General features: G+C 52.6%; 23 protein-coding genes. 14 read left to right on the top strand and 9 right to left on the bottom strand.

The window, feature by feature from the left end; genetic code table 11:
- Positions 1-4: 4 nt before the first annotated feature.
- From F3I47_RS20435 to F3I47_RS20445, 3 genes are read right to left on the bottom strand one after another with little or no spacing between them, the layout of a single operon-like run.
- On the bottom strand, positions 5-2,590 hold the full coding sequence (locus F3I47_RS20435; protein ID WP_150030285.1) for a fimbrial outer membrane usher protein: 2,586 nt from the start codon (positions 2,588-2,590) through the stop codon (positions 5-7).
- Positions 2,568-3,365, bottom strand: a complete 798-nt coding sequence (locus tag F3I47_RS20440; RefSeq protein ID WP_150030286.1) for a fimbria/pilus periplasmic chaperone — start codon at positions 3,363-3,365, stop codon at positions 2,568-2,570. Before F3I47_RS20440 ends, F3I47_RS20435 begins: the two co-directional genes overlap by 23 nt.
- Before the next feature lie 54 nt (positions 3,366-3,419).
- Positions 3,420-3,977, bottom strand: a complete 558-nt coding sequence (locus tag F3I47_RS20445) for a fimbrial protein (protein ID WP_223812778.1) — start codon at positions 3,975-3,977, stop codon at positions 3,420-3,422.
- A gap of 1,469 nt (positions 3,978-5,446) precedes the next feature.
- On the opposite strand from F3I47_RS20445, the gene F3I47_RS20450 reads away from it, so the two are divergent.
- The 5 genes from F3I47_RS20450 to F3I47_RS20465 all read left to right on the top strand — a co-directional run bounded on the left by F3I47_RS20450 (position 5,447) and on the right by F3I47_RS20465 (position 11,529).
- Complete coding sequence (locus F3I47_RS20450) at positions 5,447-6,037, top strand: helix-turn-helix domain-containing protein (RefSeq protein ID WP_033736875.1); 591 nt, start codon at positions 5,447-5,449, stop codon at positions 6,035-6,037.
- Between the two features lie 35 nt (positions 6,038-6,072).
- On the top strand, positions 6,073-6,420 hold the full coding sequence (locus tag F3I47_RS22575) for a hypothetical protein (RefSeq protein ID WP_223812779.1): 348 nt from the start codon (positions 6,073-6,075) through the stop codon (positions 6,418-6,420).
- Positions 6,421-6,438: 18 nt separating this feature from the next.
- Positions 6,439-6,708 carry a helix-turn-helix transcriptional regulator gene (locus F3I47_RS22580; RefSeq protein WP_223812780.1) on the top strand — a complete coding sequence of 90 codons (270 nt, stop codon included), beginning with the start codon at positions 6,439-6,441 and terminating at the stop codon, positions 6,706-6,708.
- A gap of 147 nt (positions 6,709-6,855) precedes the next feature.
- The gene (locus tag F3I47_RS20460; RefSeq protein WP_150030287.1) at positions 6,856-7,101 is read left to right on the top strand and encodes a DUF333 domain-containing protein; all 246 of its coding nucleotides are present in this window, start codon (positions 6,856-6,858) and stop codon (positions 7,099-7,101) included.
- 507 nt (positions 7,102-7,608) lie between these two features.
- On the top strand, positions 7,609-11,529 hold the full coding sequence (locus F3I47_RS20465) for a S6 family peptidase (protein ID WP_150030288.1): 3,921 nt from the start codon (positions 7,609-7,611) through the stop codon (positions 11,527-11,529).
- An 80-nt stretch (positions 11,530-11,609) separates the two neighbouring features.
- On the opposite strand, the gene F3I47_RS20470 is transcribed toward F3I47_RS20465, so the two are convergent.
- From F3I47_RS20470 to F3I47_RS20480, 3 genes are all read right to left on the bottom strand, one after another.
- Entirely contained in the window at positions 11,610-11,837 is a 228-nt protein-coding gene (locus F3I47_RS20470; protein ID WP_341874298.1) for an Hha/YmoA family nucleoid-associated regulatory protein, read from the bottom strand.
- Positions 11,806-12,243, bottom strand: a complete 438-nt coding sequence (locus tag F3I47_RS20475; RefSeq protein WP_150030289.1) for a PACE efflux transporter — start codon at positions 12,241-12,243, stop codon at positions 11,806-11,808. Before F3I47_RS20475 ends, F3I47_RS20470 begins: the two co-directional genes overlap by 32 nt.
- Positions 12,244-12,551: 308 nt before the next feature.
- Positions 12,552-13,154, bottom strand: coding sequence for a YceI family protein (locus F3I47_RS20480; protein WP_150030350.1), 603 nt, complete (start codon positions 13,152-13,154; stop codon positions 12,552-12,554).
- 205 nt (positions 13,155-13,359) lie between these two features.
- Between F3I47_RS20480 and F3I47_RS20485 the strand changes: the two genes are divergently transcribed.
- The 9 genes from F3I47_RS20485 to F3I47_RS20525 all read left to right on the top strand — a co-directional run bounded on the left by F3I47_RS20485 (position 13,360) and on the right by F3I47_RS20525 (position 22,842).
- Positions 13,360-13,563, top strand: a complete 204-nt coding sequence (locus tag F3I47_RS20485; protein WP_140029881.1) for a hypothetical protein — start codon at positions 13,360-13,362, stop codon at positions 13,561-13,563.
- Positions 13,564-13,814: 251 nt separating this feature from the next.
- Positions 13,815-14,951: a UDP-4-amino-4-deoxy-L-arabinose aminotransferase gene (gene arnB / locus F3I47_RS20490; protein WP_150030290.1), complete on the top strand. Its 1,137-nt coding sequence runs from the start codon at positions 13,815-13,817 to the stop codon at positions 14,949-14,951.
- A gap of 1 nt (position 14,952) precedes the next feature.
- A complete protein-coding gene (gene arnC, locus F3I47_RS20495; RefSeq protein ID WP_009093174.1) occupies positions 14,953-15,936 on the top strand; it encodes an undecaprenyl-phosphate 4-deoxy-4-formamido-L-arabinose transferase in 984 nt (327 codons plus the stop codon).
- Complete coding sequence (gene arnA, locus F3I47_RS20500) at positions 15,933-17,912, top strand: bifunctional UDP-4-amino-4-deoxy-L-arabinose formyltransferase/UDP-glucuronic acid oxidase ArnA (protein ID WP_150030291.1); 1,980 nt, start codon at positions 15,933-15,935, stop codon at positions 17,910-17,912. The genes arnC and arnA overlap by 4 nt, the downstream gene beginning before the upstream one ends.
- Positions 17,912-18,814 (top strand): 4-deoxy-4-formamido-L-arabinose-phosphoundecaprenol deformylase, encoded by a 903-nt coding sequence (arnD, locus tag F3I47_RS20505; RefSeq protein ID WP_009093171.1) that lies wholly within the window; start codon positions 17,912-17,914, stop codon positions 18,812-18,814. The genes arnA and arnD overlap by 1 nt, the downstream gene beginning before the upstream one ends.
- Positions 18,814-20,481, top strand: a complete 1,668-nt coding sequence (gene arnT / locus F3I47_RS20510) for a lipid IV(A) 4-amino-4-deoxy-L-arabinosyltransferase (protein ID WP_150030292.1) — start codon at positions 18,814-18,816, stop codon at positions 20,479-20,481. Before arnD ends, arnT begins: the two co-directional genes overlap by 1 nt.
- Positions 20,481-20,801, top strand: a complete 321-nt coding sequence (arnE, locus tag F3I47_RS20515; protein ID WP_150030293.1) for a 4-amino-4-deoxy-L-arabinose-phosphoundecaprenol flippase subunit ArnE — start codon at positions 20,481-20,483, stop codon at positions 20,799-20,801. The genes arnT and arnE overlap by 1 nt, the downstream gene beginning before the upstream one ends.
- The gene (arnF, locus tag F3I47_RS20520; protein ID WP_150030294.1) at positions 20,798-21,163 is read left to right on the top strand and encodes a 4-amino-4-deoxy-L-arabinose-phosphoundecaprenol flippase subunit ArnF; all 366 of its coding nucleotides are present in this window, start codon (positions 20,798-20,800) and stop codon (positions 21,161-21,163) included. The genes arnE and arnF overlap by 4 nt, the downstream gene beginning before the upstream one ends.
- A gap of 149 nt (positions 21,164-21,312) precedes the next feature.
- Positions 21,313-22,842 carry a Fic family protein gene (locus F3I47_RS20525; protein WP_150030295.1) on the top strand — a complete coding sequence of 510 codons (1,530 nt, stop codon included), beginning with the start codon at positions 21,313-21,315 and terminating at the stop codon, positions 22,840-22,842.
- Positions 22,843-22,864: 22 nt separating this feature from the next.
- Here the strand turns inward: F3I47_RS20525 and F3I47_RS20530 are convergent, their stop codons facing one another.
- From F3I47_RS20530 to F3I47_RS20540, 3 genes are all read right to left on the bottom strand, one after another.
- Positions 22,865-23,569: a haloacid dehalogenase type II gene (locus F3I47_RS20530; RefSeq protein ID WP_150030296.1), complete on the bottom strand. Its 705-nt coding sequence runs from the start codon at positions 23,567-23,569 to the stop codon at positions 22,865-22,867.
- Positions 23,570-23,746: 177 nt separating this feature from the next.
- Positions 23,747-24,196 carry a hypothetical protein gene (locus tag F3I47_RS20535; protein ID WP_150030297.1) on the bottom strand — a complete coding sequence of 150 codons (450 nt, stop codon included), beginning with the start codon at positions 24,194-24,196 and terminating at the stop codon, positions 23,747-23,749.
- A 1-nt stretch (position 24,197) separates the two neighbouring features.
- Positions 24,198-24,518 carry a glycoside hydrolase family protein gene (locus F3I47_RS20540; protein WP_190311368.1) on the bottom strand — a complete coding sequence of 107 codons (321 nt, stop codon included), beginning with the start codon at positions 24,516-24,518 and terminating at the stop codon, positions 24,198-24,200.
- Positions 24,519-24,724 lie beyond the last annotated feature (206 nt).

Raw genomic sequence — 24,724 nt, forward strand, 5'->3', positions numbered from 1 at the left:
TTCCTCACTGAATACAGGTGCCGTTTAAATGAACAAAGCTGGCATCATCAATTTTTTTAGAGGGCAGCTGATAGTTGATCCGGCAGGTGTTACTGCTCCCCCAACTGACAAACAACGTGCCAGAGGCGTTGGGAAGACGGGCGTAAATCTGCCCGTTCTGGCCTGCCATCCCAAGGCTGTTGCCCTGGCTGTCTTTAACTTCTGCACCCATCGGAACAGGTGTGCCGTCAGCCTGCGAGGCGAGAATCAGTGCCGGTGTACCCGTCAGGGTCTTAAAGGCTATTTTGGGTACGCCACCATGCACCGGCACCACGCGCACGTTACCGCCTTCGAGTTCAACATCCTGAGAGATTGAGCTGCCGTCGAGGCTGATGGTGTTATAACGGTAGGGAGCCAGCGATGGCATGATGGCGTAGCCAAAGGTATCGATCCTGGCACCCTGACCGTTGTTGATGCGTGCGCCGCTGGCACCTTTGGCTTCAATCAGTGCAAAGGTGTCGCTGGCGTAAGGACCATAGGTGATACCGCCCCCGTGGATGGCCAGCGTGCCCGATGTGCCCAGCCCAAGCTGGTGATAATCATCACTGCGGGCATAAGAGGCGCGAACGGCACCCAGGCGCGTCCGTTCCTGTACGTTCGTTCCCCAGCGCATCGCATGGCTTTTTCCCTGAGATACATCACGATATTTGTCGTAACTGGAATAGAGGGCGTAAGTAAAATCGCTCTCCTGGCCCGCGGAACCTGACAGGGTGGTCATTGCCGATGAAGTCGTTTTATCTCTGGTCATATCCAGAGAGACGGTGGAACGGCTATCACGCCAGTCCAGCGGAAGGGAAAAACCCAATGAGATGACATTTTCTGTGTATTTCTGATAGCGGTTAGCATCGTAATCGCTGTCGTAAACGCTATAGACGTCTTTGCTGTTCCAGCTGGAGCGTTGCCGGCTGAGGTTAAGGTTGTAACTTACTTTCTTCCACATATTGTTGTAAGAAAGCTGCATCTCTGAGATACGTGAGCGATTGTGATAGTAGTCAGTGCTGCTGCCGCTCAAAGACAGGGTACCGTAGTCACCCATGTACTGACTTACCGTCGCAGAGAAGCGATTCCGCTGTCTGAGCGTATCGGAGTAGTAGTCCGCCCCACCATTCTGCTGACGACGAACGCCCAGTACATCTTCCAGATCGCGATAACCGGAAGTCGAGTAACGATAGGCTGCCAGCACCAGGTTCGTTCTGGTGGGGAAACTCTTGCTGTACGATGCCTCTGCACGCCAGCCGCTTCTGGTGATGTCGTTTTCTACCCTCGCATTTGACCAGGTGGTGTTGAGTGACAGCGCGCCAACTGGAGAGGCGTAGACGCCACCGGCCAGTAAAGCCTGATATCCATTCGCGAAGCGCGCCCCGGTATTGGTGGTAAGACTGTTACTGAGACCATACTGTAAAACGGCCTCAGTAAAGGTGTTCTGGACGGAGTAAAAGTTCCTCACCTTCCCGGCGGCAAACTGATAACTCAGATTACCCGGCCGCATTGAGCTCGGCACCGCGGCATAAGGCACAGTGAAAAAGGATGATTTGCCGTCAGCCTCGACGATCTGTACTTTCAGGTCGCCCTGACTCTTGGTGTTATATAAGTCGTCAATAATAAATGGGCCTGGCGGGACCTGAGTTTCATAGATTACGTTACCGGCCTGGCTTATCAGCACACGGGCGTTGCTGGTAGCGACGCCCCGGACTTCCGGCGCATATCCGCGACGTGCCTGAGGCCACATACGCTGGTCGGTCGCGATCTTCACACCGTTGAAGGACATTGAACCAAACATCGTGCTGTCAGTGTAGGCATCACCGACCACCAGTTCGCTGGAAAGAGAGGGCAGGGGACGCTGTACCCAGGTGCGTACAGCATTCCATTTGTACTGATCGGTGCTGACGCTGCTGTTCATATAGCGGAGGTTGGCCTGATGACGTAACTGCCACATGCCCAGGTTACCCCCTGCGTTGATCATGCTCCAGAGATAGCTGGAGTGCGTGTCGCGCAAAATATTGCGGGTAAAGCTGGAGCTATGACGCAAAAAAAGCAATGGAGCTCCCGCATTCCATTCAGAGGTCGGGATGTAATCGCGTGGCTGGCGGTTCAGCAGAATCTGTGGGATCAGAAAATCAAGTGTCAGCGTGGACTGGCGGATATTCCAGTTACCCTGACTGCTGATCTCTGACAGAAACAGACACTGCGATTCAGCCGCTTCTTTCAGGCCGGTCTTCAGCTGCAATAGTTTGACCATGTCGGCATCAATACAGGGTTGCGCACTTTTATCGGCGACATCCTTCCTGCGAAAATTCACCGCCACCTGACTTTTTATTTTTATGCCATTCAGGCTGATATCCAGAAGCTGTTGACCTTCAGGAATAGTGATCTGTTTTTCGTTAAATTGCTTAAGGTCTACGCCTTCCTCAAAACCGGACCCTACCAGCAAACGACTATCAAAATGGTATTCTTCGGCATGAGCAGTCTGTGTCAATAAAGCCGCTTTTACAACGCAACTGATTATAGCCAGACGAGGATCTGTTTTTTTATTTTTGAATTGGAAACTCATATGTCACCGTTGCCCCATAATCATTCACTAAGCCTATTTCTATTCCCTGGGCGCTTTTTGTTAATTTCTGTTCTGTTAATGGCACATCAACAGATGAAAACGGCGCGATCATCGGTGCAGTCTCTTTTGCGACTCTGTTTCTGACAACGACTTTGGTTAATGAAACGTAATAGGGTGAACTATTGGTGATGCGTACGCTGGGCGACGATACGTTACTGAATGTTAAATATTCAGAAATGTGATGAGCGCTGATTTTAAGGCCTTTTGGGCGGTAAAACAGTTTCAGTCTGTTCTTTAATAACAACATCATCTGATTACCTGTGTCACCAGAAACATTGCCTGGTGGGACCTGAAGAAAATTAAAATAAAAAACGGATTCACGATCCTGGGGTAATGAATTTGCACCCGTGAAGAAAATGCGCAGCACCTGACCATCTTTAGCGGCAATTCTGAATGTCGGTGGGGTGACGATGAACGGCGCTTTGCCGGTGGCTGGCGTAGATTCTTCGTCACCATTGTCCAACCATGCCTGGATTACGTACGGGAAAGCATCATTATTTTTCAGTTTTACATCGACCGATTTTTCGTCAGAGGGATAAATAATCCGAGATCCCGTCATAACAACGCTGGCGAATGCTGGCGGGTAAATAACAAGAGACAGAAGGAGTAATAGAATGGTACGCAATGATGAGTGAGTGATAAGCAATCGAGGCATAATAACCATCCGTTGAAATTTTACTACCAGACCCTGGATAAAGTAAGTCAGGCCATCCATGGCCTGATTAAATCCACTTATAGATTAAAAATATTTCGCATCCATGCTGATTTTTTATTTGTAGATGATGGCGTATTGCATTGTGGCTTCCACCGCACCGGCAACTGCGTCCTTTTCAACGGCGACATATTGCGCAGTATAGGTTGCAGAGGCATTTTTTACTCCGGCAGCAAGAGTCAGATGGCCCTGACCGGTAAAAGTACCTTCACCAAATGGAATAATTTTATTTTCTTTATTACTCACAATCTGAATTTCTACATTTTCCGCAGCACCTTCGGTTGCCAGGTTACCCAGATTACCCGCCTTAGTGACATTATTACCGCTAAGCTGGGTAGAGATTGTTGTGGCATCAGTATCACTTCCTGTACAGCCAGTAACACCAATTTCAAACGTTGTCTTACCCGCGACATTACCATTTGATAACGCAGAGGTGCTGATAGTTGGCAGGAGCACCAGAGGTTTAGCGGTGTTACCATTGACTGTCACGGTACAGGTTTCTCCTGTGACCAATCCCTGGAACGTAATAGTATTGTTGGAGACCGCAAATGCCTGAGAAGCTAACAGTGCAGATACTACAGATGCGGTTAAAAAGGCGATTTTTTTCATGTTCAAATTCCCTATTGAAAGTTGGACTGCGTTGACGTGCTACAGACAGGACAAATAATCTTGTCCGACCACTTAAAGGTTAAGCCCGGAGGCAATCTGTTGCTTCTGAAGTAATCTTAATAAAGCTTAATTTAACTTCGGCATGGCTGTATCATTCCCAAATGAGAAGGGTGCTGACATTCAGGGTTAATATTTTTGCCTTTTGTTAATAGGTGAAGATAATGTTAATTTGTATACATTTATACAGAGACGGCCTATTAAGCCATGTTTTCTGTGACCAGGGTGCGATAAAAATCTTCTGTAACAACATTTACCCTCTCAGGTACGTTAGCGCATCGGGACTTTCAACCCGATGGGATGCTTTAACGCCTTTCCACACTATTTTTTAATCTGTCACGCTGTAGGTTTTATTTTTTACAGAGTTAACTATCAGTCACCTTCTCGGTCCTTCTGAATTTGTTGCAGAGGCCAGTTAATGGAGAATCTTCATTATTCGGCAGCACATTGCGTACTGCATGCTGAATCAATCTGCTCATCGCCTTTTCGTATAATAAAGCGGTGGTATCAGATGTGAAGTGAGAAAATTAAGGCGAGTAATGTTAAACGTCATCTCATAAGAGCACTGCTCAGAAGTCACAAGAGATTAACTTTTAACGCGAAACAGTGATGCCGATAGGCAGTCTATTGTGTCAGGGATTCACTTTCTCTCCCTGCAGGGACGCCTGTTAATATCCCGTTCAGGGCAATGAGACTGGCGGCGCCAGCTCTGCTTTAAAGGTGCTGGCTTCTGAGATCGCTGCTGGAATCAGGTTACTGGAATCAGCCATAACATTATCATTTGTGCTGAGAAGTGAAACGCACCGAAAAGAGGTTCTGAGTGCATTGGATTTTAAAACTGAAAATCAAATATAAATCAGAACATAAATCTAAATGCATGGCGTTTTTTAATTTAAATCTCCTAATTGACATCGTTATGGTTTAATCATTTCCAGGGAGTGATGTTGAGTATTTTTAATTTTCCAGGAGAATTAACAATGATGCCAATGTGATTCTGACCTTTTCATTTATCGGCTTTCTTTATTGAAGTGCATACATTCATGTTAATACTGTATCTGTTTCATAACATGAAACTTCAAATGAATATGTTGGGTTCTCTTTTATAGAAAAAAGTTATAACAGTTTCAGTAAGTCACGGCATGATGGGTTAATATGCTAATTGAGTGACTTTAAAGCGGTGTAATGTATGGTTGCTGCGCCACTGTTTGGCGATGTACTCTCCCTTTTCGCATGTTTATGGTGTTGAGTTTCACAGTTCCTGTTTTACTATAGTCAAGCCAATTACGTATTTTATCCGATATCAGAAGTGTGAACTGGAAGATTGTCGTACACCAGGCGAAAAAGAAGATTATAAAAACCAGCTTTACTAATTTTGCTACTAATCACTAACCTGTGTTAGTTAGATTGAGTTGATTATTATGTATAGAGTGACTGAAAATCATGAACGAATCATTGATGCACTAGCAGGATATACGCAGGTGGCTAATCCGGATGAGATCTCGCGCGGAAAACGCCGTTACCACCTGACGAAAGATAATGTGCGTCGGGTTATGTTTATTCTTGATGGCGATTTTTTGCTCAAGCTCAAAAGTGAAAATAAAGTGCTTAACATTGTCTCTGCTCCTTTTGTTGTTGGTGTCACACCGGCACTGGATGAGCCACCGGTTTATCTGGAGAGAATAGATTACGGCAAAGTCAGTTTCATTGATTATGATGTGTTCTGGCGGCTGATTTTTGAGAAAGATCTTTTCAACGATGCCATGTCCGTTCTTTCAGGACAGTATTCAGATCTGATGGACTACATCCAGCTGCCTAAGAGCAACTCTTACGATGAGGTTATTTCTTTAATCGGACGCTGGGAAAAACTACCGGCTCATCTGAAGAAACGTTTCTCTGCCCTGTATCTGATTGAAAATAGTTCGCACCTTTCCAAAAGTTCAATTTGCAGAGTACTTAAAGAGCTTAAAGAGAAAGGCGAGCTTGTGCTGGTTAACGGGAAGTTTACCTGAATTTATGGAGGTTTTTGAGATGCCTGAGGAGAAAAATGGATCTTAAAGTCATTTGTACAGAAGAGAATTATTTCTTCAGGATAGGCATCTCAAAAGTGATTGAGGGCGCATTGTTAACTGAAGCTAATGTGGAGTTTTTGTCGGGTTTTGACAGCCACAATCTCAGGCAGGCTGATTTTATCCTGATCAATGTTTCGCAATGGCGTTTATATATGTGTCAACCTGCGTACCGGGATCGGAAGCCCGGTAGCATTATCATGGTTTTTGTTAATCAGACTGACGATATTATGACAGAGCAGCTTCCGGTCTGTTATCGCTCTCTGGTTGTTATTTCACGACTTGATTCTGTTCGTACGATATCTCAGAAAGTCATCTGTTCCTAGCTGGCCTTTCAGGACAGGATGCACGCTTTTTTGCCAGCGGATTGTCTGCATTGTGAGTTCGCTCGCATCACAGTGGTACAGTTACAGGTGCTCAGCCTTTTAAAAAAAGGTTACAGCGTCAGACAGACGGCGAAGCGTCTGGATCTGTCAGAAAAAACCATCTATGCGCACAAATATAACGTGATGCGAAAATTCGCCTTGCGGGGTGATATGGAATTTAACGCATTTATTAACGATCTCTCTCTTCTGGAGCTTTACAGAGGAGTCATAAACTCTGTTGAGGTTTAATTGTTCCGGATCGTTTGACGGGTAGCAGGGCAGACGATTCTCCGCTGCCGCAGGGTCACAGTAAATGACTGACGACAGGGCAGCTGTCAATCTGAGTGGTACCCTTTCAATTCCTATTTTGAATACGTTATTCCCGAGGCTTTCATTATGCGTATAAAACAGATGTCCGGCATTTCAGTGATGATGCTGGCTTTGCAACTTACAGCCTGTGCTCCACACGCTCAGCAACCGCAGCGTATGACAATGCGTAATCCTGCCAGCGTCTGGTGCCTTCAGCGTGGCGGCCAGGAAGTAAAGGGAATATCTCCGGCAGACAGTACCCTTTACTGTCTGCTGCCGTCTGGCGAGCGTATTGAGCAATGGGCACTGTATCACCGCGACCACCCGCAGTAATTTCAGACCTCGCCTGAATAGAGTTATCTTTTCGATTCAGGCGAAGGCTTCCCGAGCTAATATTTTATGTTTACCCCCACTGTCACGAAAAGGTATTTCTTTTTACCTTACATAAAACAGGTCTGTCTTCAGACAGCATCTGGTTTTTTTCTTATCCATATGTGTCTGTTTGCTTTTATTTTTAGTCAGCTATTCAATCTAAAGCCTTTCAGGTCTATGTTGATTTAATATTAAATTAATAACCATTCCATTCTGGTATTTATTTTATTGTCATTCTGTTCAATAGCTTATCGATGTCCTGCTGGTGTATGGCCTGTTTTTTTTGATGCTGGTCAATATCAGTACCTGTTGTGGATTCAGGGAAGGATTTGCCAGGTGATACTATTTGTCAGATTAAAATCTTCTCGCAAATAATAATGGCCGCATGAGGATATTCTGTTGAGATATTTCGGGCGCGCGGCGCTATGCTGCACCTTTTTTAACTGCACTGCTTCGTATGCTGGTATTATGCTTAATGATATCGACGTGCAGACCTATCGGGATTTTGCCGAAAACCTGGGTAACTATAATGCCGGGGCAATGAATGTTCCGGTTTATAAAAAAGAGGGATCACTTTCTGACTATCTTCGTTTTCCTGTTCCCGATTTTGGCGGAGTCTCTTCGTCAGGTTATGCGACGCTCGTTTCGCCTTCCTATGTGCTGAGTGTTAAGCACAATACCGGTTATAAAACGGTGGAGTTTGGCAACGGGGCCGGATACGCCACCGCTTACCGTCTTATCAATCGCAATGATCTCAGCACGCAGGATTTCCATGCGCCACGCCTTGATAAGGTCGTCACTGAAGCCGCCCCCTATTCTTATGTCTCCAAAGCGGACTTTCTGTCTGACTATAAATCACGTTATGCCTGGTATACGCGGGCAGGAACAGGAACACAGGAGCAAATTAATGATGAGCAGACGAAGCGGGTACGCCTGACGGGTGCTTACAACTGGAAATCGGGTGGCACTATCAGTGCGGCGAATGTGCGCGACATTTCCAATAATAGCTATCTGCGCTACTACAACCTTGGGCCTGACGATGCAGATACCACACCCCTGTCAATCGGAGCTAATGCCGGAGACAGCGGCAGTCCGGTTTTTGCCTGGGACGACATCGGGCAGCAATGGAAACTGGTTGCGGTGCACGTCGGCTATGACGCTGACAGCGGTCTCTACCGCAAGCGCGCCGTCGCAGGTTACATCCCCGGTGATTTTGTCGCTTCAGTAGAGGCAGCCAATACCTCGCCGGACGTTGTTGATCGCGCCGGAAATGGCACGGTTTTATGGAACGACGATGCAATAAAACAGGATGGCGTTTCATGGTCCTGGTCGGGGCTGACCTCAGCCTATGCGTCCGTCGCCCCTGCTAAAGCCTCCACATCTGAACTGGATGCCACGAAAGATCTTCGTTTTAACGGAGATGGTGGGCTGATCACATTAAGCACACCGATCAACATGGGCGCGGGAAAACTCCAGTTTTCCAGCGATTACACCCTGACTTCAGCCAGCGGCGTGAACGCAACCTGGGCAGGGGGCGGGGTTGAGATAGACGCCGGCAAAAAAGTTGTCTGGCAGGTTAACGGGTTAGCCAGCGATGCGCTGCATAAAATTGGCGCGGGCACGCTCCACGTGAAGGCTGAAGGCGTGAATGCGGGCTCACTGAATGTGGGCGACGGCAGCGTTATATTGGATCAGCAGGCTGATACTTCAGGTAACAAACAGGCCTTTTCCGCCGTGACGTTAGTCAGTGGCCGGCCAACTGTCGTGTTAAATGATGAGCATCAGGTCGCGACTGACCAGATTTTCTTTGGCTATCGCGGTGGTCGTTTAGATTTAAATGGCAATGCGTTGACCTTCAAAAAAATTAATCATACAGATGGTGGGGCTAAACTGGTCAACCACAGTGATACCACGGCGACGCTCAACATTACGGGCAGTACCGCCGCCGACGTCCCTTTCTACACCTTCAGCAGCAGGACTCCTGAAGGAACGCCAGGTAACATTTATGTTTATAACAATCCCTATACGAAGGAGACCGAATATTTTCAGTTAAATACTGCCTCATACTGGTACTTCCCTACCGATAAATCGTCGACGAAAACCTGGACTTATCTTGGTACCGACGCAAATGAAGCTATCAATCACCGTCTGACGCAACTTAACGTTCAGACTTTTCGCGGTTTTCTTGGTGAGACCCGAGAAAATATCCTGAATGGCGCGATGAACGTTAATATCCAGCCGCGCAACGCGACGGCCATTACTGCCCTGACCGGTGGAATGAATCTGAATGGCGATCTGAATGTGGATAATGGCACGCTGATTCTGTCGGGACAGCCCGTGGCGCATGCTGGAGGAGTGGTGATTGATGACGACTGGCGCACCTCACTTTTCAGCGCCAGGCAGATTAATGTGGGTGCGGGGGCTTTTTTCCAGGCGGGAGAGTACGCTGGCGTCAAAGCGAATTTTGTTGCTGCTGAGTCAGCCACGCTCTCATTTGGCTACAATGACAGCCCGCTGACAGGGGAGAAGAGCTGGCGTTGTTATGCTCCCATTTACGCCGATGAGACTCGCTGCAGTCAGCCTGTACGAAGTGCAGAGACGCTGGCGCGGCTACCTGCCAGTGAGGTTGAAGGTGATGTCCGGCTGGCAGACCATGCGTCGCTCTATCTGGGTAAAGTAGATTATCAGGGTGCGGTGACATCATCCGGCAGCAGCCAGATGACCCTGGCGTCAGACGCAAACTGGAGTATGACCAGCCACAGTAACGTCACATCACTCCGGGCACAGCGTGGCGCTTCGCTTTCGATGGTGCCAGCGGGTAGCTGGCGTCCCAAAACGCTGAGCGTTGATACCCTGGACGCAACCGGGCTGAAGCTGCTGCTGGGCGCTAAACCCTCAACAAGTGAAAACGATCGGCTGATGGTTAAAAACGCTGTCAGCGGAGGCGATAATCTGCTGGACGTGAGCCTGTTACTGGGCAACGAAGGGCAGGCCACCTTATCTCAGGATCTGGTGATGGTGGATGCCCCTGCTGGCACGTCACACAGCTACTTCTCCTTTGCTGACAGTTACAGCGGATTCAGTGTTTACACGCCGAATTATGAGGTGAAAGAGAATAACAATCGCGTGCTATGGGTACTTGAAAAGAATGAGACGGCGGAACCTGAGCCAGACACCACGCCCTTACCCGATGTCACCCCTGCGCCGGAGCCGCCCCCTGTACCGGATGTCGCGCCGGAGCCCGCGCCGGTGACGGATGTCACGCCAGCACCAGAGCTGACACCTCTGCCGGATGTCACTCGTGTTGCAGACGTAACGCCAGAGCCCACCCCGGTAACGGATGTGACCTCTGACCCCGAGGCTCCAGCAGAGCAGCCAGCCGCTGCTGAAAAAGAGAAAGCAAAGCCTGAAGCGCAAGCAGAGGCGCAGGCTACAGCAGAAGCCGAAAAGGACACCCAAAAAACCGCGTTCAATCCGGATGAGTGGTTCACGGTTTATGACAACCAGCCACTGATTCAGCAAACCCGCGCTTTGATGGCCGCGCGTCAATATATTATCAGTGAGGCTGTCAGCCAGCTGCACAGCCGGACAGAGAGTCTGCGCGCCTCTCCGGATCGCAGCGGAACCTGGGCCACTATTGAGCAATCACAAGGGCATTTCCTGGGCCTAAAGAGTCATCAGCAGACGCTGAATGTCGGCTGGGACAGGCGCGGCGGTGCGCATACTGCAGGCGTCAGTGCCAGCTACTCCCTGGGTGAGGTGAAAGGAGGGGGACAGGAGAAACACCGTCTGGCCACATTAGGTGCCTATTATGCCTGGCAGCGTGATGGCGGATGGTTTACGGATGCCGCCAGCCGCTATATGTTTCTGACTCAGGAAATAAGCCTCGATCCTGCATTACGCATCCCGGGGGTGAAAAAGAAGAGTCACATAGTGGCGGGGAGTCTGCGCACCGGCTATCAGTTTCGTCTGGCCGACGACACGATCTCTGTTGCGCCTTTTGTTGGCGTCAGCGCCGGTATCCTGTCCGGCTATAGCCTTAAGGGGGAAGATGCGACAGTCTCATTAAGTTCAGCCACGCCCTGCTTCACCACCAGTGGGGTGATGGTGCAGAAACGCGGCCTGGGGACTTTACTGCCAAAGGTTAATCTCAGTGCCAGCCTCTCTTATCAAGCTTCACCGGGAAAAAAGGGCTCCACGACCACGCTCTCCGATCGCCAGTCTGACCGGCGCTACAGCGCCTGGTCTGATAACCGTTACCGCAGCAGTATCGGGCTGGAGGGCGAAATTCTCCCTGACCTTTCTGTGAATGCAAAAGTCGATAGCAGTTTTGGGGGCGTCTTTAATACGGATTACAGCGGGCTGATCGGGTTGTCATACCATTTCTGATCGCGCACTGTTTCCTGCTCGCCGGGCATCACGTCATTACCGGATGACGTGATGCCCGGTCTGCAGATTATCTGACCGGATCAGCAGACCAGTCGCCAGACATCTGCAGGTACTTCAGTGAAGGTCTCATTCATTATCAGCTCGGCTTTGCGATGATCGTAGGCACCTTCAAAGGAAGAGAGATCGTCATAAGGCAATTTTTTACGCATATAGCTTGTCACGATATCCAGGATATCCCTGGAGGGGCAGTTTCTTAACTTTTCCAGATAATAGACTTTATTCATAATGTGTTTGCAATTCTCTTCCATAATCCCATAGCAGATTGAACAGACAGGTATAAACCAGAAAGAACAGCACCAGACCGCATTCAAGCTTCAACGCTGAAAGCAGCGAGATATCCAGCCACCATGCGGCAAAGGGGATTAATACCACTAACAACCCCGCTTCAAATAACAGGGCGTGAAGGCATCTTATCCGCCAGCTTTTTTTCATGCCTTTTCGCAACAGGAACTGGTCAAACAACAGGTTAAACAGATAGTTCCCTCCCATCGCCAGTGCTGATGAAGCTACCGTCAACAGTGCCGACTGCGCAGGCGCCGCGGAGGCGCAGATCATCAGAATGATGAACACCAGACAATTGGCGACCACCTCAAAGACGATGGCATGCAGCACCCTTTCTGTTGTCGTGCGCATCGGGGATAAAGCGTGTTCCAAACCAGATTCTCATAATGTCGTCAGTACGCAGATCTGCCCTGGCGTGCCGTAATATCCGTCGGGCCCGCCCCGTTGCGATCTTTCTGCCTGCCTGTTAATTGACTGATGCAGGCTGTCCGGTTCTCTCTGAACACGCAGTTCATAAACGTTAAGCCGCACCAGAAGCAATATTAACGCCACCCCGAAGTCATAAAAGATTAAAGCTGCGAAAACCGCATATATAGTTTTTTATTTTAGTATTCAGGTTGACTATAGTTTTTTAGCCTGACCTGAGCGTTTATCTTGCGAGTCAGGTTAAGGGACAACCCTTATCGGGACGATATTAACGGTGAGGACAGCGGCCGCTTCACTTCCGCCGCAATGGTCAGTGCAATGTTGACGCGATCATCCACCACGCCGACCAGCCGATCCACCCGGAATGCCGTGCGGGAAATCGCGGTCGAGGCGTGCAGGGTTAGCGAATCTGAGGCGGGGTCAAAGGCCTGTCCGCTGTCGAGCGTGGCCAGCATCACCACTGGCCGGCTGACATCTTTGACCGTTAACAACCCAAAAATCCGGTAATCAGCGCCCCCCATCGAGGCAACGCGGCTGCTGACGAAGTGAATCTGCGGATAATGCTCTGCATCGAAAAACAGATCGCTTTTCAGTTGCCAGGTTAACAGCCTGTTTGATGCCACCAGCGTCGCGACCGGAATGGTGACGTCAATATGGTCATCACGCTCTTCATCGTGATTAAGCGTCACCGTGCCAGTCACGCCGCGCAGTGTGGCCTGAGAAAAGTCATGACCAAAGGCACGCCATGAAAGGCCGATCGACGTTTTCTCAGGCGCGATGGTATAGGTGACGGGGGCGGCGTAAAGCGCCGGGCTGAACAAGGCGAGCAGAGCGTATAAGCAGGCGACACGGTTCATCACTATTTTCTCATTCTGAGCGGGCTCAAACGCTGACGCCTGAAACCGCGATTTTATTGACTTTGTAACACTGTTTTACCTTTCTGTCGTGACGTATGTGACAAATATTAACGTGCTGTCATCTGAGATTCACGAAACGTTAACGGTGGCCGTCGTCTCAGCGCAAAAATAACGGGAAATATTAAGAATACATTAAGGCGGGAATATGGAATCTGACGTTTACCGGGATTGTAAGAGGGCGGTGATTAATCATCTGCGTTCTTCAGTAAGCTATTTTTATCTGAGAGGCTCCCTGACCGGACATAATGGAAAGCCGATCATTCAGCGGCAGATTCCGTTGTTTTATAAACAAATCATCAATCAATCAAAAAGAAGTCTGCCCGGAGGCGATATTAATGCATATCAGTGAACTTTTTCAGAAATGACCAAATGAACCCTGCATTAATTTATTGTTATTCATTCCCTTCATTTAATGTTCAGTTAACTTTCGTGCGCTAGTTTGTATTACCCGTCCGGCAACCCCTATTCCAGAAATGGACGCCTGGGGTAAATAACATCCCTGCCGGCGGATGATAAATCGCTATTTAAGTTCTGTTTCCGGCGTTGTGCCTGATTAATTTCGCGCGATCGCTTATGGGTTTGATCTGCAGGAGTTTTAGCATGGATTTTTTGCCTTTTTCCCGTCCCTCATTGGGTGATGAAGAGCTGTCAGCCGTGAAAGCGGTCTTTGACTCGGGCTGGATCACAACCGGCGCTCAGTGCGCCGGACTGGAGCAGGCCTTTGTCCGCCTGACCGGCAACCTGCACGCGATTGCCGTCAGCTCTGCCACCGCCGGAATGCACGTCACGCTGATGGCAATGGGAATTGGGCCGGGTGATGAGGTGATTACGCCCTCCATGACCTGGGTTTCCACGCTGAATCTGATCACGCTGCTGGGCGCCACGCCGGTCATGATCGATGTGGACCCTGATACCCTGATGGTGACGCCGGAACTGATTGCGCAGGCGATTACGCCCCGGACCCGCGCCATTATTCCGGTCCATTACGCTGGCGCACCGGTCGATCTTAACCCGATCTACCAGCTGGCTGAGCAGCATAGCATTGCCATCATTGAGGATGCGGCACATGCGGCAGGCACGACCTATCACGGAAAGCCGATCGGGCACCGCGGCACGGCAATTTTTTCGTTTCACGCCATTAAAAATATCACCTGTGCGGAAGGTGGCCTGGTGGTGACCGATGACGCCGCGCTGGCCGATCGCATACGCAGCCTGAAGTTTCATGGTCTGGCCGTTGATGCTTTTGATCGCCAGACGCAGGGCCGTCTGCCGCAGGCAGAAGTGATGATGCCCGGCTTTAAATACAACCTGCCCGACATCAGCGCAGCCATTGCGCTGGTGCAGTTACAGAAACTGCCCGGTTTTATTGCACGCCGCCGCGAGATTGCCGAACGTTATCTTGCCGCGCTGCGCGCACTGCCTTTCACGCCGCTGTCACTGCCCGCCTGGCCTCATCAGCATGCGTGGCATCTGTTTATTATCCGTATTGATGAACGCCAGTCTGGCCTGTCGCGTGATGCGTTTATGCAGGCGCTGAAGGCGCGCAATATCGGCAGCGGTCTGCATTTTCGGGCCGCCCACACCCACAAATATTATCGCGAGCGCTATCCCGATTTACGTCTGCCCGCCAGTGAACGCAACAGCCAGCAGATGTGTTCGATTCCCCTGTTTCCCTCAATGACGGACCAGGATGTCGAGCGCGTCATTCAGGCGCTGCATGATATTGCCGGAGTCTGATATGGGCGAGAATAAACCGATCAACAGACTCTCCGTGGTTATCCCGGTCTACAACGAGCAGGAGAGCCTGCCGGAGCTGCTTCAGCGCACCGCTGCCGCCTGCGACACACTGCAGATGGACTATGAAATCCTGCTGGTCGATGACGGCAGCAGTGACCGTTCCGCCGGGCTGATTGAGCAGGCAGCTTCCGCACCCGGCAGCCGGGTCATCGGTGTGCTGCTCAACCGCAATTACGGGCAGCACTCCGCCATCATGGCCGGTTTCAGTCAGGTGCGTGGCGATCTGATTATCACGCTCGATGCCGATCTGCAGAACCCGCCGGAGGAGATCCCGCGGCTGGTTGAGGCGGCGCGTCAGGGCTATGACGTGGTCGGCACGGTCCGCCAGCAGCGCCAGGACACCTGGTTCCGGCGTAAAGCCTCGCGCACGCTCAACCGGCTGATCCAGCGAGTGACTGGCAAAGCGATGGGGGATTACGGCTGCATGCTGCGCGCCTATCGTCGTCACATCGTTGAGGCGATGCTCAACTGCCACGAGCGCAGCACCTTTATTCCGATTCTGGCGAACACCTTTGCCCGTCACACCATCGAATTGCCGGTGATCCACGCTGAGCGGGCATTTGGCGACTCGAAATACAGCTTTATGCGCCTGATCAACCTGATGTACGACCTGGTGACCTGCCTGACCACCACCCCCCTGCGACTGCTCAGCGTTATCGGCAGCCTGATTGCACTCGCTGGCTTCGCTTTCTCGCTGGTGCTGATTGTTCTGCGCCTCTTCTTTGGTGCGGCCTGGGCGGGGGATGGCGTTTTTGTTCTGTTTGCCGTGCTGTTCATGTTTACGGGTGCCCAGTTTGTGGGCATGGGACTGCTCGGGGAGTACATCGGGCGCATTTATAACGACGTTCGGGCGCGTCCGCGCTATTTCGTTCAACGCATTGTTCAGGCTCCAGAAGAGCCATCAGTACAGGATACTCAATCATGAAGACCCTCGTTTTCGCCTATCACGATATGGGCTGTGTCGGCATCAATGCGCTGCTGAAGGCAGGCTATGAGATCACCGCCATTTTCACCCACAACGACGTGGCAACTGAAAATCCTTTTTTCGGCTCGGTTGCGCGTCTGGCGGCAGAGCATGGCATCCCGGTCTATGCGCCCGACGAGGCGAATCACCCGATCTGGCTGGATCGTATCCGCAGCATGGCGCCAGAGATGATTTTCTCCTTCTATTATCGCCATCTGCTCAGCGATGAGATCCTGCAATGCGCGCAAAAAGGGGCCTTTAACCTGCATGGCTCGCTGCTGCCAAAATACCGGGGGCGGGCACCCCTCAACTGGGCGCTGGTGAACGGTGAACGTGAAACGGGTGTCACCCTGCATCGCATGGTAAAGCGTGCCGATGCCGGTCATATTCTGGCGCAGCAGGCGGTGGCTATCGAGGACCAGGACAATGCGCTGACCCTGCACCGTAAACTCATCAGTGTCGCAGAGCAGCTGCTGGGCGACGTTTTACCCCGCCTGCGTCAGGGTGAGGTCAGTGAGTGGCCCCAGGATGAGAGTCAGGCGACCCGTGTCGGCCGTCGTACCGCCGAAGATGGAAGGATTGACTGGAACCAGCCTGCTCAGACGATCCACAACCTGGTCAGAGCGGTCACCGATCCCTGGCCTGGCGCCTTTGCCTTCGCCGGGTCGGTCCGCTTCATTGTCTGGAAGAGCCGGGTTCATCACGAGCCGCATCAGGCCAGACCGGGCACGGTAATCTCTAAGCAGCCGTTCCTGATTGCCTGTGGTGAGGGGGCGCTTGAAATCCAGACCGGGCAGTCCGATCATGGCGTCTATATGAACGGCAGTCAGCTGGCGCAGAGTCTGGGCATGGTGCCTGGCGCGCTGCTCTATTCGCAGCCGCAGTCGGCGCTCCAGCGCCGCACCCGGGTGCTGATCCTTGGCGTTAACGGCTTTATCGGTAACCATCTTACCGAACGGCTGCTGGAGGATGCGCATTTCGAGGTGTATGGCTTGGATATCAGTTCCGATGCCATCAGCCGCTTCCTCGACCATCCGCGTTTCCACTTCGTCGAAGGGGACATCGCTATCCACTCCGAATGGATTGAGTATCACATTAAGAAATGTGACGTCATCCTGCCGCTGGTGGCGATCGCCACGCCGATTGAGTACACCCGCAATCCGCTGCGCGTGTTTGAGCTCGATTTCGAAGAAAACCTGAAAATCATTCGCGACTGTGTGAAGTATCAGAAGCGCATCATTTTCCCGTCCACCTCTGAGGTGTACGGCATGTGTACCGATGACAGCTTCGATGAAGATTGTTCCAACCTGGTGGTCGGGCCGATCAACAAACAGCGCTGGATCTATTCGGTCTCCAAACAGCTGCTGGATCGGGTGATCTGGGCCTATGGCGAAAAAGAGGGGCTGCGCTTTACCCTGTTCCGGCCGTTCAACTGGATGGGACCGCGTCTGGACAACCTCAATGCCGCGCGTATCGGCAGCTCCCGCGCCATTACCCAGCTGATCCTCAACCTGGTGGAAGGTTCGCCCATCAAGCTGATTGACGGCGGCAAACAGAAGCGCTGCTTTACCGATATCAAAGATGGCGTGGAGGCGCTGTTCCGCATCATCGAGAACAAACAGCAGAATTGTGATGGGCAGATCATCAATATCGGTAATCCGGACAACGAAGCCAGTATCAAAGAGCTGGCCGAGCAGCTGCTGGAGAGCTTTGAGCGTCACCCGCTGCGCAGCCAGTTCCCGCCGTTTGCCGGTTTCCGCGAAGTGGAGAGCAGCAGCTACTACGGAAAAGGGTATCAGGATGTGGAGCACCGCAAACCTGCTATCCGCAATGCGCGCCGCTTACTCGGCTGGACCCCAACCGTGACGATGGATGTCACCATCGACAACACGCTCGACTTCTTCCTGCGCACCATTGAGCAACAGGCTGACAAGTGATGAAGAAGATCGGTCTGCGGATTGACGTAGATACCTGGCGCGGCACGCAGCAGGGCGTGCCGGCGCTGCTTACGCTGTTCCGGCGTCATGCTGTGCGGGCCAGCTTTTTCTTCAGTGTGGGGCCGGACAACATGGGCCGCCATCTCTGGCGACTGGTGAAGCCGGCCTTTCTCCTGAAAATGGTGCGTTCCCGGGCCGCGTCGCTCTATGGCTGGGATATCCTGCTGGCCGGAACGGCGTGGCCAGGCAAGCAGATGGGGCGCCGTCTGCGGCACATTATTCAGGACGCCACCCGTCAGCATGAGGTGGGACTGCACGCCTGGGACCACTTTGCGTGGCAGACCTGGGCGGGCGTCTGGCCGCAGGAAAAGCTGGCAGAGCAGATAGCGCGCGGCACCGACCTGCTGAGTGAGATCCTCGGCCATCCGGTCAGCTGCTCGGCCGTGGCCGGATGGCGCGCGGATGGCCGGGTGGTCGCCGCTAAACAGCCGTTCGGATTCACTTACAACAGCGACTGTCGCGGCAGCGGCCCGTTCCGGCCGGTGCTGCCAGACGGGCAGATCGGGACGGTGCAGATCCCGGTAACGCTGCCGACCTGGGATGAGGTAGTGGGGCGCGAGGTCAGCGCAGAGGGGTACAACGACTTCATTCTGACCCGAATGCTCGCTGCGGAAGAGGGGGCGGTTTACACCGTTCATGCCGAAGTGGAGGGGATCATCGGCTACCCGGACTTCGATCGCCTCCTGACCCTGGCCGCCGATAACGGCATTCAGTTCTGTCCGCTCAGTGAACTGCTGCCCGCTGATCTGACGACGCTGCCATTAGGCCGGGTGGTCAGAGGCGAAATTGCCGGACGGGAAGGGTGGCTGGGCTGCCAGAAACGGATGGAAGAGGCGAACTAGTGCGGATACGTAACCAGACAATATGGCTGCTGTTTTTCAGCTTTTTTATCCTCTATTACCTTGTCCCGCCGGTGTTCCGCGATCTCTGGCAGCCGGATGAAACCCGCTATGCGGAGATCAGCCGGGAGATGCTGGCAACCGGCAACGGGATCACGCCGCACTTTTTCGGCCTGCGCTATTTTGAAAAACCGATTGCGGGTTACTGGATTAACTCGCTGGGTCAGTGGCTGTTTGGCCACAATAATTTTGGCGTGCGGGCCGGCTCGATATTCTCCACTGCCCTGACCGCTGCCCTGATTTTCTGGCTCGGCAGGCGGATGTTTGCTTCCTCGCGAACCGCGATCGCCGGCGCGATCATTTTCCTCAGCTCGCTGCTGGTCTATGGGGTCGGCACCTATGCGGTGCTCGATCCGATGCTGATGCTCTGGCTGGCGGCCGCCATGTGCAGCTTCTGGCTGGCGACAGAGGCCAGTGGACGCGCCGGGCGCGTGGGCGGCTATCTGCTGCTGGGGCTCGCCTGCGGCATGGGATTCATGACCAAAGGCTTTCTGGCACTGGCGCTGCCGGTACTGACGATCCTGCCGTGGGCGATCTGGCGCAGGAGAGTGCCGGAGCTGCTCTGCTTCGGCCCACTGGCGCTGCTCTCTGCTGCGGCAATCAGTGCGCCCTGGGTGCTGGCCATTTATCATCAGGCTCCCGATTTCTGGCACTACTTCTTCTGGGTCGAGCATATCCAGCGCTTCGCAGAGGCGAATGCGCAGCACAAAGCCCCATTCTGGTATTACCTGCCGATTCTGTTGCTGGGCACGCTGCCGTGGCTGGCACTGTTGCCGGGGGCACTGCTTACGGGCTGGCGTGAGCGTCATCAGCATCCCGGTGCGCTCTATCTGCTGAGCTGGACGGTGATGCCGCTGCTGTTTTTCAGTCTGGCGAAGGGCAAGCTCCCGACCTATATCCTGCCCTGTTTTGTTCCGCTGTCACTGCTGATGGCCCATTATGGCCTGAACGCTGCGCAGCGGGCAGGGCGCGCCCTGACGCTGAATGGCTGGCTGAACCTGATATTCGGTATCCTGACGCTGGCCGCCGTACTGCTGGTACTGGCCCCCTGGAGTCTGACGCATCATCCGCTGTTCGCCACGCATGAGATGCTGAAGCTGGTGCTGGCGGCAGTGGCATTTCTCTGCTGGGGGCTGGTGGGGGCGTACAGCTGCCGTTCTTCCTCGCGTCGCTGGCTGGCGGCGGCACTCTGCCCGCTGGGCCTTGCGCTGGTTATCGGTGCGGCCATCCCCGATAAGATCCGCGATGCCAAACAGCCGCAGCGTTTTGTGGCGGTTATCAGTAAGCAACTGGCCACCAGCCGCTTTATCCTGGCTGACAACCCCGGCATCGCCTCTGCGGCCGCCTGGCACCTGCAGCGCAGCGATATCGGTTTCTATGACAGCAAGGGGGAACTGGAATATGGGCTCGGCTACCCGGATGCGCAGTCCCGCTTTGTTTCACGGGCAGATTTCGCCGGCTGGCTTGCCCCACATCGTCGCGAGGGGAGCGTGTCGCTGCTGTTGCTGATGGACTCGGTTCACAGCGATATCGATGAGGATGTGCCGGTGCCGGACGCCGTCTATCGTCAGGGCAGGCTGGTCTGCCTCTACTACAGCCAGACGAAGTAATGCTGCTGCTGATTATTCTGGTCAGTCTGCTCAGCTGCAGCGCACAGCTTTGCCAGAAGCAGGCGACGAGGGCGGTATCCCGCCGGACGCGCCTGAGCTGGATTGGCGTGAGCGTGCTGCTGCTGGGCGTTGCGATGCTCCTCTGGCTATTGGTGCTGCAGCGGGTGCCGGTCAGCCAGGCCTACCCGATGCTGAGCCTTAACTTTATTTTTGTGGCGCTGGCCGGACGTCTCCTGTGGCGTGAACGGTTAACGCTGCGGCAGATAACCGGCACGCTGCTGGTGGTCACCGGCGTGGCGCTGATGGCGAGTCAGATATGAAAGGGTATGGATGGGTTGCCTGCAGCGTGCTGCTGGTCTCGGCGGCGCAGCTGATGATGCGCTGGGCGATGCCGCAGTTGCCCGATGTCAGCAGCCTGACGTCACTGCCTGCTATCTGCCTACTGCCCGCCCTGCTGCTGGTGGCGGGGCTGGGCGCCTATGGCCTCTCCATGCTCTGCTGGATCCGGGCGCTGGGTCATTTCCCCCTGAACCGGGTCTATCCGCTGCTCAGCCTGAGTTACGTGCTGGTCTGGCTGGCCGCAGTTTCTCTGCCGGTATTTCATGAGGCGTTCAGCTGGCATAGCCTGGCGGGCGTGGTGATGATTGTCATCGGGCTTTTGTGCATCGTGGTTAAGCCCTGAATAGGGTCTGCATTACTGTTTTCGCATCAACTCTCTTTTTTATTCACGTTTTCGGGCAAAGATTAGCCGGGTCGGCGTAGCGAAGTTATCGTTTTCGTGATAGAAATCCTTTTTGTTAGCGTTTTAGCGTGAAAAATAAAGGATTCAGTATGCTGGTCGGCTTTAGCGCATTGCGCGAACGTTATGCAATCAGACTGGCGCAGCCACTGCGTGTGAAATCAGCGATTGGAACGGTGCGTTCTCATCATGACAGTCAGGGGCAGGTGGAAAATTACTATCCTCTTGGCTATCAGCCGGAAGATGATTTTGCCGGGCATTTTGCCTTTGGTCTCAAATATGAAGAGATCCACCTGGAGTTTTTTGCCCGCCTGTTTACGGTAATCGGGCCGGAACCTCTGGAGGCGTGGTGTCGTCAGGAGCCGTTCGGACAATATGCGCGTCGGGCAGGGTTTTTCTATGAGTGGCTGACCGGTAACCTGCTGCAGGTGCCCGATGTCACTAATGGCGGCTATATTGATGCGATTTCATCGAAAGCGTATCTGACCCGAACCACCGTGAAACGCAGCAGACGCTGGCGCATTAACGATAACCTGCCGGGATCGATCGATTTCTGCCCCCTGGTGCGCAGAACAGCTGCCGTTGAACAGGCGCTGGCGTTCGATCTCAATGCTGCTTTTTCAGATCTGGATAAGGCCTTTGGCGCAGATATTCTGATGCGCACCGCCAGCTGGCTGACATTTAAAGAGTCCCGCGCCAGTTTTCTGATTGAGAAAGAGTCGGACCAGGGCGATCGCATTCAGCGGTTTGCCCACGTTATTGCGCAGTATTGCGGTCAGCTGGACGATCCGCTCAGCGATGTCAGCCTGCACACGATACAGCAGGGCATTCTGGGGCAGGATGCACTGGGACTGGGTCTGCGACGCTCGCCGGTATTTGTCGGGCAGTCGACAATGCGCGAAGATATCGTCCACTATATTGCGCCGCACTATGATGATGTTCCTCGTTTCATGCAGGGACTGAAAGCCTTTGAACAGGCGACGCACGGAGCCGCGCCGCTGGCCCGTGCCGCTGTTATTGCGTTTGGATTTGTCTATATCCATCCCATGCGCGATGGCAATGGCCGGATCCATCGCTTTTTAATTAATGACACGCTGATTCGTGACGGAGCGATACCGGATGGGGTCATTCTGCCCGTCTCGGCCACCATCACCAGTTCGATGGACTTTCGCGTCGGTTACGATCGCACGCTGGACGTGTTTTCTAAACGGCTTATGCGGCGTTATGCAGGCTGCTATCGGTTTGGTGAACTCAAAACCTATGAAGATGGCACGCAAAGTAACTTCATTTTCAGCGACTATGAGGATGCCCGCTTCGCCTGGCGTTATCCCGACCTAACCGAGCATGTGCTCTATACGTGCAGAGTCATAGAGCACACCGTTCGAACAGAAATGGCAGATGAAGCGCGCGTGTTAGTCATATTTCAGCGTGCGCAGCAGCGTCTGAAAGAGGTTGTGGAAATGCCCGATCAGGATGCAAGCCGGATTATCCGTTCGCTGAAGGAAAATGGCTGGCAGATCTCAGGCAAGCTTAAAAAAACGTTCCCGATGCTGGACGACGCGACGCTGTCCGGACGCATCGTGGAAGCGGTCAGATCGGCATTTGAGACACAGGCAGGCTGAATGCCCGGATTTGATCTGCCGGTCATTGCGTTAAGCAGAGCCGTTTAAGCTGTGCGGCCAGCGCACCTGTATCGCTGACGATCAAATCCGGTGCAGGCGCCAGTGGATAAGGTGACTGGCCTTTGCGGGTGATAAATGCGGTCTTCATCCCTGCCCGTTTTGCGCCACCGACATCCCAGCCATGCGCCGCCACCATCATGCACTCTGCGGCAGGCTTGCCCATCTCTTTCATTGCCCACTGATAAACTCTCAGATCGGGCTTATAAACCTTAATCTGCTCCACGCTGAGAATGCGGGCGAATAGCGGTGCCAGCCCGGCTGAACTGAGTTGTTGTTCAGCCAGCGCGGCAGAGGAGTTGGTCAGCGCAACCAGCGTAAAACCCTGCTGCTGCAGGGCAGTCAGCCCTGCGGCGACATCAGGATGCGGCGGCATTGCGGCGATAATGTCAGCCAGTGGCGTTGCTTCTTCAGGCAGGGTTACACCGTAACGCGAAGCGGTCATCTTCAGCACCGCTTCGGCGATATCACCAAAGCTATGCCAGCTGCCGGTCACGGATTCGACCAGAGAGTGGTGCAGCACTGAAGTAAACCAGGCTTCGGCACGTTCCGGCCGGTCACCGAGTCGCTGTGCGACCACCTGATTCAGTTCGGTCGTGTCCAGCAGGGTCTCATTGACATCGAAAAAGAGGGTGTCTTTGTCAGGCGCGGATTGGTATCTGTCCGTCATCGGACCTCCGGTAAGCTAATCGGGTGGGATAGAGGCGTCACTGACGCTCTCTGAAGGTAGAAGAACAGGAAGGATTGCTCAACCACAGAGGCTGGATTATCAGGCTGTAAAGTCGGCTTTAATGCAATAGCGTGCTGATAGGGTATCGCCATAATTGACAGCATGATTAACTAATGATCAGTTATTAATTTGCATGATTTTGATATCAAACTTGCTGCAGTCTTTGACGCTGCACAGGCCGCTGAACCAGACCTCTCCCTGCTCTCCGACCATCACACCCGTACTGTTGACGAACAGGTCTGCATACGTTTGATGCAAAATGATGTTGACCAGCCTGTCAGTGAACACGCTGTCATATGCCTGAACAAAAGCACGACTGTCAGCAATATCGATTTCTTTATGGCTGACGGTAACTGTAATGGGATAGTCGACCATTTCAGCCACGGTTTTTTTATCCTTTTCTTTAACCGCTTTCTGCAACTTATTAAAAAACTGATGGTATTGCCCGTGAGAATCAGCACCCATCAGGGTATCCAGCCGGGCGTCTGTTTCTTTATCACTGCCTGCAAATACAGTGGCGGATGTACACATTGTTAACAGGAGAGTGATTGATAATTTTTTAATCATATTATTCCTGCCTGAACGGGGCGGCTTCTTCAAGCCTTCTTTTATAGAGAGATACCAGAATTTTCGGGTTGCCGACTTTCCTGCCTTTAGCATCATGTTTAAAAATATAAATGTACTGCAGCATCTTATCGTGTACCGCTTTCATGTCGCCACGATCAGCCGCATCCATAACAGCCGAAGGATCAGACACGTTATAAATGAAAGAGACCAGTCCGTCGAACTGAGCCTGGGTCAGACGGTGGTTGGGTACTTTACGGCGAATATATCGTTCGACTTTATGTACGTATTTCGCCAGCGCCGTATTGATATCGCTGGCGGTCACGGGCCTTTTCAGTTCTTCGTCCGTACATACGCCATAATGAGCCAGCGTACCAACCCTCCCAGGTACAGTTTCCTGAATGGAGTCCCAAATCGTTGTAGTAGCGGTAAACCACGCCCTCGCGTATCCGTAACTGACCATATCCTGCCGTACTAAAAGACAGGGAATCGTTAACGCCGGCTATTATCCTGTTTATTCCTGTACACAGA

Source organism: Pantoea sp. M_10, from assembly GCF_008631515.1.
GTDB classification, from domain to species: domain Bacteria; phylum Pseudomonadota; class Gammaproteobacteria; order Enterobacterales; family Enterobacteriaceae; genus Pantoea; species Pantoea anthophila.